Origin of the sequence: Halalkalibacter krulwichiae (genome assembly GCF_002109385.1) — a bacterium.
GTDB classification, from domain to species: domain Bacteria; phylum Bacillota; class Bacilli; order Bacillales; family Bacillaceae_D; genus Halalkalibacter; species Halalkalibacter krulwichiae.
The window spans coordinates 2,648,304-2,665,149 of record NZ_CP020814.1; the positions used below are offsets into that span (position 1 = coordinate 2,648,304).

Genomic DNA, 16,846 nt, shown 5'->3' on the forward strand with positions numbered 1-16,846 from the left:
CCTTATGACTTACTTTTGAAGAAAGTCATTAACTACATAAAGAATTTATTAATATCATTCCAAGTTACAACAATCATTAATAACATCAGAAAAGCAAATCCAATAAAATGAACCAAACCTTCTTTTTGAGGGTCCATTGGCTTCCCTCTTACAGCCTCAATCCCAATAAAGATTAAACGCCCTCCATCCATAGCAGGAATTGGCAATAAATTAATAATACCTAAATTTACACTAAGCGCTGCTGCCCACTGCATTAATACAAAAATCCCCATAGCTGCGGCCTCACCAGTATAATTATAAATCCCGACAGGTCCAGCTACATAGTCAAGGGAAAATTGACCAGTTACGATCATCCCCAACACTTCGAAAATCATTGTCATAAATGCATATGTTTGAGTAAAGCCAAATACAATTGAGCCCATTAAAGAGAATTCTGTCGGTCTAGCAATTCCAACAAACCCTTCTGGATCGCCAAATTGTCCTACCCTCTCAGCTGGAGTAACGGATATCGCTTGTTGTTGACTGTTACGGAACACTTCAAAGACGATAGCTTGATTTGGGTGTTGTTGAATGACACTCGTCATTTCTTCCCATGTGTCAATCGGCTGGCCTTCAATAGATATTACCTGATCTCCTTCTTGTAAACCAGCAACAGCAGCAGGACTATCCGGTGTTACATCCCCGATCTTTGCTTCATCAACAGGCATTCCTTGAAATAAAGCAAAAGCGATTAATATTACGACTGCCAAAACAAAGTTCATTAAAGGTCCAGCGAAAATTGCCAACGCACGTTGACCGACTGTTTTTGACCCGAACTGACGGTTCCACGGAGCAATTTGTGTTTCTTGCTCATCTTGAACTAACTGAGCTTGTTCATCAACTTTGTACTGAATCCGTTCACCTTCATCGTTATATGCTTCGATGACTAATTGGTGCTCTAAATCTATTTTTTCAACTTGTACAACAAGTGCCTCAGGGTGTTTTGACTTGTTGTTCACAATGATTTTACTAACTTTACGTGCAGCGTTAAAAACAAGACCAATTTCATATCCCGGTTTTATATCAATCATTTCAGGATCTTCTCCAGCCATACGTACAAATCCGCCTAGTGGGAGGAGTCGAATAGTATAAACAGTTTCATTTCGCTTCCATGAAAAAATTTTTGGACCAAATCCAATAGCGAATTCCCGACATAATATCCCCGCTCTTTTAGCAAAGTATAAATGACCCCATTCATGGATAAATACTAATAGGCCAAATATGATAATGACTGAAAGTAAAGTTTCCATCGAATTACGATTCCACCTTTCTTATTTAATACTTGAGTGGATAAAAGCCCTCGTCTCTTGATCAACTGAAATAATTTCCTCGAGAGTAGGTTGACTAATAGCCTGATGCCTCTCTAACGCTTGTTCAATTTTGTTTTCTATTTCTAGAAACGTTAATTTATTATCTAGAAAAGCAGCGACTGCTACTTCATTTGCAGCATTCAATACAGTTGGCATTGTTCCACCAATCCTACCTGCTTCGTATGCAAATGCCATACAACGATATCTTTCCATATCTAACTTACTAAAATGCAGTGATCCCAGTTCCCATAAGTGCAATCTTTCATTTGAAATTGAATCTATACGATCAGGGTAAGTTAAAGCATATTGAATTGGAACTCGCATATCAGGGGTTCCTAATTGTGCAATAACACTTCCATCTATGTACTCTACCATTGAGTGAATAATACTTTCTTTATGTAATACTACATCAATTTTGTCATAAGGGATATCAAAAAGCCATCTAGCTTCAATCACTTCTAATCCTTTATTCATCATCGTAGCTGAATCAATCGTAATTTTAGCTCCCATAGACCAGTTTGGATGGTTTAGTGCTTCATGAACTGTTACATCTATTAATTGATCTCTTGTCCGATCTCTAAAGCTACCGCCTGATGCTGTTAAAATCAAACGCTCTACTTGATTGATCTTTTCCCCATTTAATGCTTGAAAGATGGCGGAATGTTCACTATCAACAGGCAGTAAAGGAACATTATAAGTATTCGCTGCTTTTGTTACAATATGACCAGCTGTTACTAGAGTTTCTTTGTTAGCAATTGCAATTGCTTTTCCCTCTTCAATCGCTGCCAATGTAGGTACAAGGCCTACACTACCTAAAACGGCATTGACTAATATATTTGAATGAGGATCCGTTGCTACTTCTACTAAGCCTTCCTGACCATAAACGACTTTTGTAGCATTTGGTATTTCCAACTTTAGTTTTTCATAATCGTCTCTTGTTTGAACTGAAACAAGCTGTGGAGAAAACTCATGAATTTGTTGTATCGCTAGCTCAATGTTGCGCCCTACCGACATTGAGCTAAGGTTAAAATGGTTTGGGTGCTTTCTTATAACATCGAGCGTCTGTGTTCCTATTGAACCAGTGGCACCTAACAAACTAATATGCTTCAACTTACTCACCTACTATCCAAAATATCACTATTTATTAAACATTAATAGGAACACAAAGAGAAAAAACAAGTTTTGCCTAGTTCCTCTTTACATTGTACAGCCATCTTTTTAAATTAGTTGAAGTAAATGCAAAATTGGCATCACGTAAATTAAGCTATCAAAGCGGTCAAGTATTCCCCCATGACCAGGAAGTACGTTTCCTGAATCCTTTACTGAATAATGTCTTTTTAAAGCTGATTCAACAAGATCCCCTAATTGTCCAAAGGTTGAAGCGACAATGATTACTAAAAATGCTGTCAAATAACTTGAAAAGATTGGGAAAATAAAATAAAAAATTGTTCCTACAATTACAGCAAACACAATTCCACCAATAGATCCCTCGATTGTCTTTTTCGGGCTTATATCGGGCCATAATTTATGTTTGCCCCACTTTCTTCCAACAAAATAAGCCCCTGAATCCGTTGTCCAAATAAGCAATAACACAAAAAAGACAAAATATAATCCGTATTCCGGTATTTCCCGAGTCATTATTAAGTAATGAAAACCAAATCCAACGTAAACAGAAGAAAGGATAACAAAACCTACTTGATCAAATGTAAACGCATTTTTAGTAATAACAGTAAACATTAATAAGACCAAAATTAAAAAGATAAATATTTCAACTTTAGTGAAGTTTGATGGGAACAACTGTTCATACCAATTCGTTGGAACGAGCAGCAGCCACATTGATACTAGACTTACAATTCCCATTAATGATAAAGGTGCTATTTTTTTCATCTTTAATAACTCAATCATAGCGACTGAAGCAAGAATTGAGATAAAGAGAGAAAAAAACCACCCTCCTAATATTACCATTAGGATAAATCCAGCTCCACCAATAACTCCTGTAATAATTCGTTGTTTCATTCAAAACCGCCCCTTCTAAACGCCACCATACCTGCGCGCTCGCTTTTGATAGACGGCAATAGCTTCTGATAAATGGCTTTCATTAAAATCAGGCCATAAAACATCTGTAAACCAAAATTCACTATAAGCAACTTGCCAAAGCATGAAATTACTGAGCCTTATTTCTCCACTAGTTCTGATTAATAAGTCTGGATCTCGCAACTCAGCAGTCATCATATATTGTTCAAGAAGTGTTTCACTTACCTCTTTAGAAGATAATGTCCCCATTTCAATCTCTTTTGCTATTTGTTTCATCGCATTCATTAATTCAGATCGACTACCATAGTTCAAAGCAAAATTTAATATTAAGCCAGTATTATTCTCTGTTTTCTTTACAGCTTCTGTTACAGCACTCTTAGTATGATCTGGTAATTCTTCAACACTTCCCATTAAACGCACTTTCACATTCTCTTCCATCAAATTAGGCAATTCTTTCTTCAAAAAACGTTCTGGTAGTTTCATTAAATATTCAACTTCCGCTTTTGGTCGCTTCCAGTTTTCTGTTGAAAATGCGTATAATGTTAAGACCTCAACTCCAAATTCATTTGCTTTTCGAACTACTTTATTAATGACTTTCATTCCTTCACGATGTCCAGCAATTCGAGGTAAACCTCTGTTCTTCGCCCAACGTCCGTTTCCATCCATAATAATTGCAATATGTTTGGGTATGTTGGCGAGATCGATATCTTCTCTCACTTCTTGAGACGATAAACTCGATTTCCATTTTGATAACTTTTCAAGCATCTTGACGCCCTCCATCTATGCATCAGCAGGTTCGCTTAATTGTAGCTTTGCCTTTTTTTCTGTACCCCATAACAGTACTATTATAAAAACTGGGATAATCCTATTGGGCACACCTTTTTCTATAAAAGATTAAGCATATACCAAATTGCAGCAATTTAAGAACTTACCTACAATCCCGCTCAGGATTTTGAAAGAGATTGCTTTGTTCAAAAGCCTTTTTAAGTATAAAAGTGTAAAAAACCCCCTAGAAAAAGAGGGTCTTTTCACACTATCTATTTTACATGGAACTCAGTTATACTTCCATGATTTCTTTTTCTTTCTTTTCTGCCACTTCATCGACTTTTACAATCGTCTTATCAGTTAACTTTTGAACGTCATCAGTGCTGCGGCGTAATTCATCTTCCGTCATTTCTCCATCCTTCTGAAGCTTTTTAAGATCGTCATTCGCATCACGACGCACATTGCGAACTGCGACCTTTGCATCTTCAGCAGCTTTTTTAGCAAGCTTTACAAGATCCTTACGACGCTCTTCCGTTAATGGTGGAATCGTGATTCGAATAACTTGACCATCATTCGACGGAGTTAATCCTAGATCAGACATTTGAATTGCACGCTCGATATTTGCGATTGAAGATTTATCAAATGGTTGAATTAACAATGAACGAGCTTCTGGCACTGAGATCGTTGCCAACTGATTAAGTGGTGTGTCCGCACCATAATATTCCACTGTAATTCGATCAAGTAACGATGGGGTTGCACGCCCAGCTCTTAATTTAGCCAGTTCACGCGTTAACGCTTCGATTGCTTTTTCCATACGTAATTCAGCATCTTTTATAACCTCTTGTGACATTATGAGTTCCCCCTTACTAAAGTTCCAATTTCTTCACCTAATACGGCTCGTTTAATATTTCCTTCTTCCATTATTGAGAAGACTATGAGCGGAATATCATTATCCATGCATAGTGATGATGCCGTTGAATCCATAACAGCTAATCCTTCTTTCAACACATCCATATAGGAGATCTTTGTATATTTTTTTGCATTTGCATCGATAGAAGGATCAGCACTATAAACACCGTCTACTTTGTTTTTAGCCATAAGAATAACTTCTGCTTCAATTTCGGCAGCTCTTAAAGCCGCTGTCGTATCAGTTGAGAAGTACGGATTACCTGTTCCAGCAGCGAATATAACAACTCGTTTCTTTTCAAGATGACGGATTGCTTTTCTACGAATATATGGTTCTGCTACTTGACGCATTTCAATGGATGTTTGGACCCTTGTTTCAACATCAATGTCTTCCAAGCTGTCTTGCAGTGCTAATGAATTCATAACAGTAGCCAACATTCCCATGTAATCGGCAGTTGCACGATCCATTCCCTTCGCACTTCCAGCCATTCCACGCCAAATGTTACCTCCACCAACTACTACAGCAACTTCAACGTCTAATTCGACAATTTCTTTTACTTGTTTTGCTATAGACTGGATCACTATTGGATCAATACCATAACCTTGTTCTCCTGCTAAAGCTTCACCACTAAGCTTTAATATCACTCGTTTATATGTTTGCATGAAAACCTCCGACATGAGATGAAGTTTATATATAAATCATGAGAGAAATCAACTTACTTCCATTATTGTAAATCCTTTATCGAGGAATTAATCCATTATATATGTAATTCAAAGGAAATATAAACCAGGAGTAAGCTCAAGCCTCTCTTTTCTGTATACAGCTTCACTTTTTACTCTTATGAATAAATGTACAAAAAAGCCTAAGTTTGCCTCTTCCGAAAAAAGGGACACATTGTGCCCCTTTACACTTATTACTTTTTCACTTGAGACATTACTTCTTCAGCAAAGTTATCTTCGCGTTTTTCCATACCTTCTCCAACTTCATAACGGATAAAACTCTTCACTTCAGCGCCTTTGTTTCGAACATATTTGCCTACTTTTTGATCACCATCTTTAACGAATGGCTGATCTAATAAACAAACTTGCTCAAAATATTTACTTAAACGACCTTCAACCATTTTTTCAACGATGTTAGCAGGTTTACCTTCGTTAAGAGCTTGTTGTGTTAATACTTCACGCTCACGGTCAACTTCCTCTTGTGACACTTCATTACGAGATACATAAGTTGGGTTAATTGCCGCCACGTGCATCGCTACATCTTTAGCTAACTCAGCATCTGATGAACCGCAAATTACAGTTAGGACACCAATACGTCCTCCCATATGTAAGTACTCACCAAATACATCGCCATCTTGTTTTTCAACAATTTCAAAACGACGTAAAGAGATCTTTTCTCCAATTTTTGCAATTGAAACATTAATGTATTCTTGAACTGTTTGTCCCTCAGCGAAAGATTGCTCTAGAGCTTCCTCCACAGATGCTGGTGAATTCGCAATAACATGTGAAGCTAGTTCATTAACAAGCTTTTGGAAGTTTTCGTTTTTTGCAACAAAGTCTGTTTCTGAGTTAACTTCAACGATAACCGCTTTGTTCCCTTCAGCTTTTACAAGAGCTAATCCTTCTGCAGCTACACGATCTGCTTTTTTAGCAGCACTTGCAATTCCTTTTTCACGTAGAAAGTCAACTGCTTTCTCCATATCACCATTTGTTTCTGTTAAAGCTTTTTTACAATCCATCATTCCTGCGCCAGTTTTTTCACGCAATTCTTTTACCATGCTTGCAGTTACAGCCATTAAAAACGCCTCCTTAAATTGTAAGTATGTACAGGTACATTATCATCTAAACCAATTCAGCCTACTATTAGTTCTAAAAAAAGTGGTAAAAGGGTAATCCCCTTTACCACCCTTTGTTTAAATGAAATTAAGCTGTTGTTGTTTCTTCAACTTCTGTTACTTCTTCTTCACCAGAAGTAGCTTCGATTACTGCATCTGCCATTTTACCAGTTAAAAGTTTAACTGCACGGATTGCATCATCGTTACCAGGAATTACATAATCAATTTCATCTGGATCACAGTTTGTATCTACAATCGCAACAATTGGAATGTTCAACTTGTGAGCTTCCGCAATTGCAATGCGCTCTTTACGAGGATCAATAACAAAAAGTGCGTCAGGAACACCTTGCATATCCTTGATACCACCTAAGAACTTTTCTAAACGTTCCATTTCCTTTTTAAGAAGGATAACTTCTTTCTTAGGAAGAACATCAAATGTTCCGTCTTCTTGCATCTTTTCAAGATTTTTAAGACGAGTGATACGCTTTTGAATTGTTTCAAAGTTTGTTAATGTACCACCTAACCAACGTTGGTTGATAAAGTACATTCCACAACGCTCAGCTTCTTCTTTTACAGAATCTTGAGCTTGCTTTTTAGTACCAACGAAAAGGATCTTTCCGCCGTCAGCAGCTAAGTCACGTACGAAATTATACGCTTCCTCAACTTTCTTAACTGTTTTTTGTAAATCAATAATGTAAATACCGTTACGCTCTGTGAAGATGTAGCGATCCATTTTAGGGTTCCAACGACGAGTCTGATGACCGAAATGTACCCCAGCTTCTAGTAATTGCTTCATGGAGATTACTGCCACATCAAACACCTCCTTCAGATTGGTTTTTTATTTTTCCTCCGCGTTCATCATCTTCATGTGACACTGGCGAACCAGCACCCTCACACAAATTAGAATGCGTGTGTGATTAACACCGTTGATTAATATATCATATTGAATTAATCGTTGCAAGCATAATTAGACATTAACGGTAAAATTTCAACATTAATTCAACTTCCCCTTTACCGAGTTTCAATTTTTCTGCTATTTCTTTCGCTGATAACCCTTGTGCAGCTAATCCAAGTACCTTTGCCGTATCCGACTGTTCATAAAATGATTGTTCTTCATCTTCAACTGAAGGCGGTGAGTAGGTCTCATAATGTGTATCTTCCTTTTTACTCTTTGAAACAGAAACTTCAAACTCTTTCATATTCTCACTTTTCAATTCGACCATTTTCTGATTCTCATTAGAATGGTTCCTCTTTTTAAGTTCCATTACTAGGCGCTCGTTTTCTTCTTTTAATTCGGTTATATAAGTAATAAGCAAGTCTTCCATTTCGTTTTTCATCGTTTCCATTTCATTTTGATAGTTAGTTTGTTGTTGCTGGCGTGTCAATAAAAACAAAAACGTTATGCCATGGAGTAACAAACTTATTGTGACAAGAATGGTTGTCATCGGTCAGTCCTTTCTATTAACTTAAAATGTCCCCTTTGCGTCATAGGAATCGAACCTTGCACTTCAAGAGGACGTAAACCCATCTCTTCCCCTTCATCAGCAAAAGACAATCACTACAAAACAAGTTTAGACGGTTGGACCGTTTATTAGATACAAATAAGCCAGTGTATTGCTCATATATATTTAAAAACGGCCCAATAGTATATAACTGCTCATAACAGCCTAAGATGACTAAGCTTCTTATTGGGGTTTCTTACGAGAAATGCAAGCTTTTTTTCAATGTTTGCTGCAATTTAAAAAGCGCTTTAGAATGTATTTGAGAAATACGTGATGTAGATAGCTCTAGGATTTGTCCAATCTCAGTTAAGGTTAACTCTTCATAATAAAACAAACTAATTACAAGCTGTTCTTTCTCTGATAATTGCTCAATCACTTTTACTAGTTCTTTTTTTGTTTCAATTTCATTCGAATATTGCTCTGGCGTTTTCGTTCTTCTATCAATAATTGTCGTTGCAAAAGCATCATTTCGTTCCGTCTCTTGAAATTGTTCATCTATGGATAACACGTTCGAGACGAAATATTCTGTCATCGCATGTTCAACTTCGTGTGTCGGCATGTTTAATTCTTTTGCTACTTCTTCACTTGATACATAGCGTCCATGCAATTGTTCTAACCTTTCAGTAGCCGACTCCACTTTCTTGATTTTTTCACGCATTGACCTTGGAAGCCAATCTTCTTTACGAAGCCCGTCAATAATTGCTCCTCTGACCCGAAAAGAAGCATATGTCTCAAATTTCAAATCTCGTTCTGGCTGGAACTTTTCTAAAGCATCATATAAACCTAGCAGACCATGACTGATTAAGTCATCTTTTTGTACACTTTTTGGAAGACCTATCGAAATACGTTGAACATGGTAATGAACGATCGGCATATAACGTCTTATCAGTTCATCACAAGCATCATGATTCCGCTCTGTAAACCATATATCCCAGAGTTTTTTGTCCTCAACAGCTGAAACATGTCCCATTATTGCCCCCCCCCCAATTTTTCAAATATCTTTTTTCGCTTATTAAATATGGATTGTTCCTTTATTTACAGTTCTAATTTGTAGCAATTGAGAATTTGGATCGAACTCAATAGTCCTCCCACTTTTGCCCCCTACATCTTCAGCCACTAATGGAATTCGCATTTCCTCTAGTTTCTCCTTCACTGCATCAACATTGCGCGGACCAATTCGCATTAAATCATTCCCTGTAGAAAAAGAAAACATTTGAGCACCGCCTGCTATCTTTGCTTTTAAAGTAAAACGTGAAGCTCCATTCTGTAATAACCTTTGTATTAAAGCTGGGATTGCCGTATCTGCATACTTCGCAACATTAATCTTTTCTTGCTTGTTTAAGCCTGAGGTTGGTAACATAATGTGGGCCATTCCTGCTATTAATTTTCTGTCATCATAAATGACAATCCCCACACATGAACCAAGACCAGATGTTCGAATAGTGTTTAGAGTAGTTGCTATTTTAAAATCTGCCATCCCTACCTTGATGACCGTAGCATTCATAGTATTTCCACCCCTAAAGCAGAAAAGATTTCAGCAAAAGAATTCGGGTCAGGTAAAAGAAGAAATTGGCCTTTTAAGCTTGTTTGTTCTGAGTCTCTCTCTTATCATCGTATCAATTACAATTGCGTAATCACCCACCTGAGAAAGAGGTAAAAGTCCATAGCTTAATATAGCACCGGCCATGTCTACACTAACTTCTGGCACAGAAGGATAAAAGCTCAATTTAGTAAAATCGGCTAGAGAACTTAAGTAGGACCCCGCTAAAATATTTCCAACCTCCAAAAAAGCTGAAATTCCCATTTCGTCATAAGGCGGCGTATCGAGTTGAAACTCCGCCCTTTTCGTCACATGTTTAACGAGCCTTTCCGAACCTTCTATTTGTGCAATAAAAAACATACTTCCTGGCGCATCGCCTTCCACCCTCAAAAATATGGCTGCCACTTTGGCATCCGCTTCTCCCAATTGCTCAGGTAAGTCATGAAAAGAAACTAGCCTTACTGACGGAACGTTCATATCAATTTTCTTATTTAGTAATTGCGAAAGAGCCGTTGCTGCATGAGCTGCACCAATATTCCCAATTTCCTTTAATACATCTAAATGATAGGGCTTCAATCCTTTTAATAAGTCCATTGTTCTTCCCCATATGGATATGATTACACTTTGCACTATTAGAAATGATTCATAATCCGTTCACTGATTTGCTGGATATGAACCATTTCATCGACTAGCTTTGTTCGCAATGCTGCTTTTGGCATTCCAAAAACAACACAAGATTCTTCTGATTCAGCAATTGCATAACAAGAACCGCTTTCTTTTAATTTAATAAGGCCTTCCGTACCATCAGCTCCCATTCCTGTCATAATTACTGCAATGCTTTCAACATCTTTTAGTGTTGCAATTGATTCAAATAGAATATCAACAGAAGGACGGTGCCCTCTTCGCGGTTCTTGTTTATCGACATTCGCCAAAAAAGCATTGCCTTTTTGCTGAACACTCAAATGATATCCTCCAGGGGCAATATAAGCAGTTCCATTTTGCAAAACTTCACCATGGTTAGCTTCTTTTACGATGACTTCTGAAAGAGAATTCAATCTTTCTGCTAACGAAAGAGTAAAGCCAGGAGGCATGTGCTGGACAATTAAGATAGGAGCTTTAATGGAGCTTGGTATTTTCGGAATCACATCTTTTAACGCACGGGGTCCACCTGTTGATGTCCCAATGGCGACAATTTTTTTCGCTCTAACCTTTTTTATTCGATTATCTTTCTTTGATTGAACCACATATGTAGCTTCGTGTTCTGAACGAACTAATTTTGCTTTAGCTGCCTGAATGACTTTATCAATAATTTGTTGTTCTATCTTTTCGATGTCTAAAGAAATAGCCCCAGATGGCTTTGCTACAAAATCAATTGCTCCAAACTCCATTGCAAAAAGTGTATTTCTCGCTCCTTCTTTTGTCGTACTACTAACCATGACAACTGGAATGGGGTTTTCTTTCATTAAGATCTTCAATGTTTCAAGCCCATCCATAATTGGCATTTCTACATCTAATGTAATGACATCGGGTGAATTCAATTTTCTTTTCGTAAGCGCATCTTCTCCATTTCGAGCTGTCGCTATAACATGAATTCGAGGATGCTTATTAAGCAAATCGGAAATAACCTTTCTCATAAAAGCAGAATCATCTACAACCAATACACGTATGTTGTTCTCCACTTATCTCCAGTCCTTCCCAAGTTATTTCTTAAAATTAACCATTTTCTTCATTTTCAGAAGAAAATGAAGAAAGGTAATTGGATCTTTCTTCTTAACACCAATAAAAGAAGTAACCATTTGCGTCAAAGCAACACTTGCTTTGGCATGTTTATCCAATAAGATAAATGGAACTTGTGCTTTAACCCCCTTGACACTACAGGGTCATTAGGAATAAACCCCAATTCAACCAGTTCTTTACTCAAAAAAGAAAGTGTAACCTGTTTAAAACTTTTTATGGTGCGCTTAGCTTCTTGTTCTGAATCAGCCCGGTTAACTATAAGGTAAATTAGTTTGTCTTCTTTAAGAAAAATGTATTTAATCATTGAGTATGCATCTGTCATTGCTGTAGGCTCAGGTGTCGTTACAACAAATACTTCATTTGCAGCCATAATGAATTCTAAACTTTCTTTAGTGACCCCTGCCCCCATATCTAAAAATACATAATCGAATTCTCGCCCAATCAGCTCGAGCTGTGAAAAAAATTTATGAAGACGCATTTCATTCATTTCAACAAAAGTATCAAACGCAGTACCACCAGATATATAGGAAATCCCAGCTGGTCCTTTTTCAATTAATTCCCATATATTTCTTTCATTTTCTAGTAGATCTATTAAATGATAGGTAGGATTTAATCCCATTAGAATATTTACATTAGCCATGCCAATGTCTAAATCAATAATAAGAACTTTCTTTCCCATTTCCGCTAAACCAATAGCAAAGTTTAAACAAACATTCGACTTTCCCACTCCACCCTTGCCGCTTACTACCGCTATAACCTTTGCTTCTGGACGATCTTTTTGCTGAAGCAAGCGTCTTAAATTTTCTGCTTGATCATGCATTTATTCATTCACCTCAAACAAGCAGTCTAATAGAAACGGTGTCGAAGCTTCTATTAAATCATCCGGTACATTTTGACCATTCGTTACGTAAGCAATTCCTTTTCCCATTTCCATAGGAATATTTAGCATTGCTCCGTATGTACTCGTTTCATCTTTTTTTGTTAGAATAACTTTGTGAATAGGAATGAGATGAAATTGATTAAGTATATCTTTCATATCTCCGTATTTAGAAGTAAGTGATAAAACTAAGTAAGTTTCGGTATTCTTATTAAAATCAATTAGCTTATTTAATTCTTCAACATAAAGTGGATTTCTAAAATTTCTGCCAGCAGAATCAACAAGTACTAAATCATAGTGCCTAAACTGTTCAAGAGCATTTTTAAAATCATCAATAGAATAGGCAACTTCTAATGGAATATTTAATATTTTTGCATAGGTTTTCAATTGATCGACCGCCGCAATTCGATACGTATCTGTCGTAATTAAAGCAACTTTCTTTTGCTTCTTCATGACAAAATGCGCAGCTAGTTTTGCGATAGTTGTTGTTTTGCCTACACCTGTTGGCCCGACTAAATTAATTACTCTTTTATTATGTTCAAACCCACCAATAGAAAGTGGCGCAAGTTTTGATGCAATATACGATGTTAAGTCCTTATTAATATTTGATAGCTCAGTTTTTTTATCTTCTTGTTCATACCAATTCTTCAAAAGATGTTTCATTAATATAAGTCGAACCTTTTCTGTAACACCTTGATCATATAAATGCTCTTCAACTTTTTGGAAAGGGTCAGGGTACTTTGTTGTACCAGAACCCTTTTTATCTGTAAACTCTTGAATGAGTTTTTTAAGTTGTTCGATTTCATTGATTACATTTGTTTGGTGTTGTAATGATTCCTTTCTCACCTGACTTAAAGGGAGCTCTTTTTCTAAATTGAAATCTGGAATTTGTTTTTTAAATGGCCTCTTTTTGACCGAAGAATCAATAGCCGCAATAACTTCAATTTGTTTTTTAGTGAAAAAACCTAAGAAGCCTCCTGTCTCCACCTCTTTGGAATTTAGAATAACGGCATCATCACCTAATTCAGAGCGAACTATTTTCATTGCTTCATTCATAGTCTGAGCTGTATACTTTTTCACTTTCATTCTACATTCACCACTCCTACACTTTGCACTTCTATATCTGCTTCAAGTTCGTTGTACGACAATATAGGGACATGTGGCAAATAACGTTCAAGTAACTGTCTAACGTACATGCGGACAGCTGGAGAACAAAGAATAACAGGAACTTGTCCCATCTGCGATAACCGGTCGGTTTCACCTGCTGCCGACTCGAGGATTCTTTGAGAATCATTTGGATCCATTGAAACGAAATTACCATGTTCAGTTTGCTGCACAGAGTCAGCTACTTTTTTTTCTACAGAACCACTTAATGTTATGACATACATTGGCTCTCCAGGCGTTGTCATTTGCTTAGAGATCTGACGAGATAATGCTTGACGAACATATTCCGTCACTAGATCCATATCTTTTGTCATATGTCCGTAATCTGCAAGTGTCTCAAAAATGATAGGCAAGTTTCGGATTGAAATATTTTCTTTAAGTAAATTGGTTAGGACTCGTTGAATCTCTCCTGTTGAAAGCGTGTTAGGTGTTACCTCTTCGACAAGAGCCGGATACGTTTCTTTCAGATGATCAACAAGTTGTTTCGTTTCTTGTCTTCCTAACAATTCATGAGCATGTCTTTTTATCACTTCGGTTAAGTGAGTTGAAACAACAGAAGGAGGATCAACAACTGTATATCCTGATAATTCAGCTTGCTCTTTCATATCTTCACCAATCCATAAAGCAGGTAATCCAAAGGCAGGTTCAATAGTATCCACACCAACAATGCTTTCATCATCTACACCTGGACTCATTGCCATATAGTGATCTAATAATAACTCCCCTCGAGCTATTTCATTTCCCTTAATTTTTATTGTGTATTCATTCGGCTGTAATTGAATATTATCTCGAATCCGAATAACCGGAACAATCATGCCTAACTCCAGAGCCATTTGGCGTCGGATCATTACTACTCGATCTAATAAATCTCCACCTTGATTGGCATCTGCTAAAGGAATTAATCCGTAGCCAAATTCAAATTCAATAGGATCAATTTGCAAAAGGCTAACTACACTTTCCGGTGACTTCATATCATCAGGTTGTTCTTCTTCCTCTGGTTGTTCCTCATTCAAATGATCATCTTTTTCATTTTTAGAGAGGAAATACCCGCCAAACAACAACGCTAGCGAAATGGGAATAGTAAAGAGCGGACTAATCGGTGTAATGACACCTAACAAAAAGATCGTTCCACCAGCAATGTAGAGCATCTTAGGATAAGCTAATAATTGTTTTGTAATATCATGTCCTAGATTCCCTTCTGATGCGGCACGTGTTACAACGATACCAGTTGCCGTTGAAATAAGTAGTGCAGGAATTTGGCTAACTAAGCCATCTCCAACAGTTAACAATGTATAGGTTCCTGCAGCAGTTGATAAATCCATCCCCATTTGTGACATTCCAATAATTAAGCCAAATAGAAGATTAATGATAACAATGACAATTCCAGCTATAGCATCTCCTTTCACGAATTTACTCGCACCGTCCATCGATCCATAAAAGTCTGCTTCCTTTTCAATTTTCTCTCGTCGTGCCTTCGCCTCAGCATCAGAAATCATGCCCGCATTTAAATCAGCATCAATACTCATCTGCTTCCCCGGCATGGCATCCAATGTAAATCGTGCCCCTACTTCAGATACTCGCTCTGCGCCTTTAGTTATGACGAGAAATTGAATGACAATTAAAATTAAGAACACAACAAAACCAACTAGAGCATTTCCTCCCACTACGAAATTCCCAAAAGTATCAATTACATTTCCAGCATTTGCTTCGCCTAAAATTGAACGAGTAGTTGATACATTTAACCCTAGCCTAAATAATGTCACTAATAATAATAACGTTGGAAAGATCGAGAATTGTAAGGGCTCTTTTGTATTCATTGCAACGAGAATAATAACAAGCGCAAGAGAGATATTAATGATAATCAAAAAGTCTAACATTGCCGTTGGCAACGGGATAATAAGCATAATGACGATTAAAATAACGCCTAGTAAAACAGATAGGTCTCTTACTGCCACATTTTTTCTCTCCTTACATTACAAGTACTTTGTTATTAATTAACCTGTTGGTTTTTCAAACGATATACATAAGCAAGAACTTCTGCAACAGCCTTAAATAGCTCTTCTGGAACTTGATCTCCAATATCAGCCTGCGCATAAAGAGTTCGTGCTAAAGGTTTATTTTCTACTGTTACAACTTGGTTGTCTGCCGCTATTCCTTTTATCTTTTGAGCAACAAAATCAACACCCTTTGCAACTACAAACGGGGCATCAGCCTTTTCTTCGTCATAACGCAGGGCAACTGCAAAATGAGTTGGGTTTGTAATAACGACATCTGCTTTTGGTACTTCCTGCATCATTCGTTGCATCGCCATCTCCATTTGTTTCTGCTTACGTTTTGATTTAATTCTCGGATCCCCTTCCATGTTCTTATGCTCATCTTTAATATCTTTTTTAGACATCTTAATTTGCTTTTCATGGTCATATTTTTGATATAAGTAATCAGGTATCGAAAGAATAAGCAACAATATTGCAATAGATACACCTAAAGTGACAACTAGTTGAGCTATAACATAAAAGCCATCGGCCACACTTTTTTGCGAGAGTAACATAACGTCTTCTAAGCTAGTCCAAATAATGATAAAGACAACTAATCCTGCTAAACCAATTTTCAATAAAGATTTAACTAACTCTACTAAAGCTCTAATCGAAAAAATACGCTTTGCACCTTTAATAGGATCAAGCTTAGAAAGTTTTAATTTTATCGCTTCTGGAGCAAATAGAACACCTACTTGCATATAACTTGCAGCTAAACCAGCAATTAAAGCTATCGTCATAACCGGGATTAACACAATTGCAGCTTCAAAAATAAGTTCTAAAAAAATGGAAGAGAAGTTAGCTTCAGTGATCTCTAGTAACAAGTATGTTTGAAACGTATGCGTTAGTAGATTAATTAGCGTCTCGCCAAGCAGTCCGCCAAACAACCATAGAAATAAGAACACAAACAATAAAATGATTGCTGTGTTTACATCTGTGCTTTTAGCTACTTGCCCTTTCTTTCTAGTATCTTGACGCTTTTTCGGAGTTGCTTTTTCCGTTTTTTCTTCAGCAAAAAACTGCAGGTTTATCTTCAATATAGGACTCAGCTTCGTAGAATCGTCGTTATTCATCGAGACATGATCATCATCTATTAATAACCGA

At 37.0% G+C, this 16,846-nt stretch carries 16 protein-coding genes and 1 pseudogene; all 17 read right to left on the reverse strand.

Annotated elements, in window-relative coordinates:
* Nucleotides 1-32: 32 nt before the first annotated feature.
* The 17 genes and pseudogenes from rseP to flhB all read right to left on the reverse strand — a co-directional run bounded on the left by rseP (nt 33) and on the right by flhB (nt 16,815).
* Nucleotides 33-1,289, reverse strand: coding sequence for an RIP metalloprotease RseP (gene rseP / locus BkAM31D_RS13345; RefSeq protein ID WP_066150143.1), 1,257 nt, complete (start codon nt 1,287-1,289; stop codon nt 33-35).
* A 21-nt stretch (nt 1,290-1,310) separates the two neighbouring features.
* The gene (locus BkAM31D_RS13350; protein ID WP_066150146.1) at nt 1,311-2,459 is read right to left on the reverse strand and encodes a 1-deoxy-D-xylulose-5-phosphate reductoisomerase; all 1,149 of its coding nucleotides are present in this window, start codon (nt 2,457-2,459) and stop codon (nt 1,311-1,313) included.
* A gap of 108 nt (nt 2,460-2,567) precedes the next feature.
* Nucleotides 2,568-3,365, reverse strand: a complete 798-nt coding sequence (locus BkAM31D_RS13355) for a phosphatidate cytidylyltransferase (RefSeq protein ID WP_066150149.1) — start codon at nt 3,363-3,365, stop codon at nt 2,568-2,570.
* Between the two features lie 15 nt (nt 3,366-3,380).
* Complete coding sequence (gene uppS, locus BkAM31D_RS13360; RefSeq protein WP_066150152.1) at nt 3,381-4,148, reverse strand: undecaprenyl pyrophosphate synthase; 768 nt, start codon at nt 4,146-4,148, stop codon at nt 3,381-3,383.
* A gap of 292 nt (nt 4,149-4,440) precedes the next feature.
* The gene (gene frr / locus BkAM31D_RS13365) at nt 4,441-4,998 is read right to left on the reverse strand and encodes a ribosome recycling factor (protein ID WP_066150155.1); all 558 of its coding nucleotides are present in this window, start codon (nt 4,996-4,998) and stop codon (nt 4,441-4,443) included.
* Nucleotides 4,998-5,717 (reverse strand): UMP kinase, encoded by a 720-nt coding sequence (gene pyrH, locus BkAM31D_RS13370; RefSeq protein WP_066150158.1) that lies wholly within the window; start codon nt 5,715-5,717, stop codon nt 4,998-5,000. Before pyrH ends, frr begins: the two co-directional genes overlap by 1 nt.
* Nucleotides 5,718-5,968: 251 nt before the next feature.
* Nucleotides 5,969-6,850, reverse strand: a complete 882-nt coding sequence (gene tsf, locus BkAM31D_RS13375; RefSeq protein ID WP_066150161.1) for a translation elongation factor Ts — start codon at nt 6,848-6,850, stop codon at nt 5,969-5,971.
* A gap of 127 nt (nt 6,851-6,977) precedes the next feature.
* Entirely contained in the window at nt 6,978-7,700 is a 723-nt protein-coding gene (rpsB, locus tag BkAM31D_RS13380) for a 30S ribosomal protein S2 (RefSeq protein ID WP_066150164.1), read from the reverse strand.
* A 163-nt stretch (nt 7,701-7,863) separates the two neighbouring features.
* Entirely contained in the window at nt 7,864-8,334 is a 471-nt protein-coding gene (locus BkAM31D_RS13385) for a DUF6115 domain-containing protein (protein ID WP_066150166.1), read from the reverse strand.
* Nucleotides 8,335-8,587: 253 nt separating this feature from the next.
* Nucleotides 8,588-9,361: a FliA/WhiG family RNA polymerase sigma factor gene (locus tag BkAM31D_RS13390; protein WP_066150170.1), complete on the reverse strand. Its 774-nt coding sequence runs from the start codon at nt 9,359-9,361 to the stop codon at nt 8,588-8,590.
* 42 nt (nt 9,362-9,403) lie between these two features.
* A complete protein-coding gene (locus BkAM31D_RS13395; RefSeq protein ID WP_066150173.1) occupies nt 9,404-9,895 on the reverse strand; it encodes a chemotaxis protein CheD in 492 nt (163 codons plus the stop codon).
* Nucleotides 9,892-10,525 (reverse strand): annotated as a pseudogene (locus BkAM31D_RS13400) (chemotaxis protein CheC). The gene BkAM31D_RS13395 and the pseudogene BkAM31D_RS13400 overlap by 4 nt, the downstream one beginning before the upstream one ends.
* 38 nt (nt 10,526-10,563) lie before the next feature.
* The gene (locus BkAM31D_RS13405) at nt 10,564-11,565 is read right to left on the reverse strand and encodes a protein-glutamate methylesterase/protein-glutamine glutaminase (RefSeq protein ID WP_066151099.1); all 1,002 of its coding nucleotides are present in this window, start codon (nt 11,563-11,565) and stop codon (nt 10,564-10,566) included.
* A gap of 167 nt (nt 11,566-11,732) precedes the next feature.
* Entirely contained in the window at nt 11,733-12,488 is a 756-nt protein-coding gene (locus BkAM31D_RS13410) for a MinD/ParA family protein (RefSeq protein ID WP_157108288.1), read from the reverse strand.
* Entirely contained in the window at nt 12,489-13,631 is a 1,143-nt protein-coding gene (gene flhF, locus BkAM31D_RS13415; protein ID WP_066150179.1) for a flagellar biosynthesis GTPase FlhF, read from the reverse strand.
* A complete protein-coding gene (gene flhA / locus BkAM31D_RS13420; RefSeq protein ID WP_066150181.1) occupies nt 13,628-15,664 on the reverse strand; it encodes a flagellar biosynthesis protein FlhA in 2,037 nt (678 codons plus the stop codon). Before flhA ends, flhF begins: the two co-directional genes overlap by 4 nt.
* 35 nt (nt 15,665-15,699) lie before the next feature.
* Nucleotides 15,700-16,815: a flagellar biosynthesis protein FlhB gene (flhB, locus tag BkAM31D_RS13425; protein ID WP_066151101.1), complete on the reverse strand. Its 1,116-nt coding sequence runs from the start codon at nt 16,813-16,815 to the stop codon at nt 15,700-15,702.
* Nucleotides 16,816-16,846: the final 31 nt, after the last annotated feature.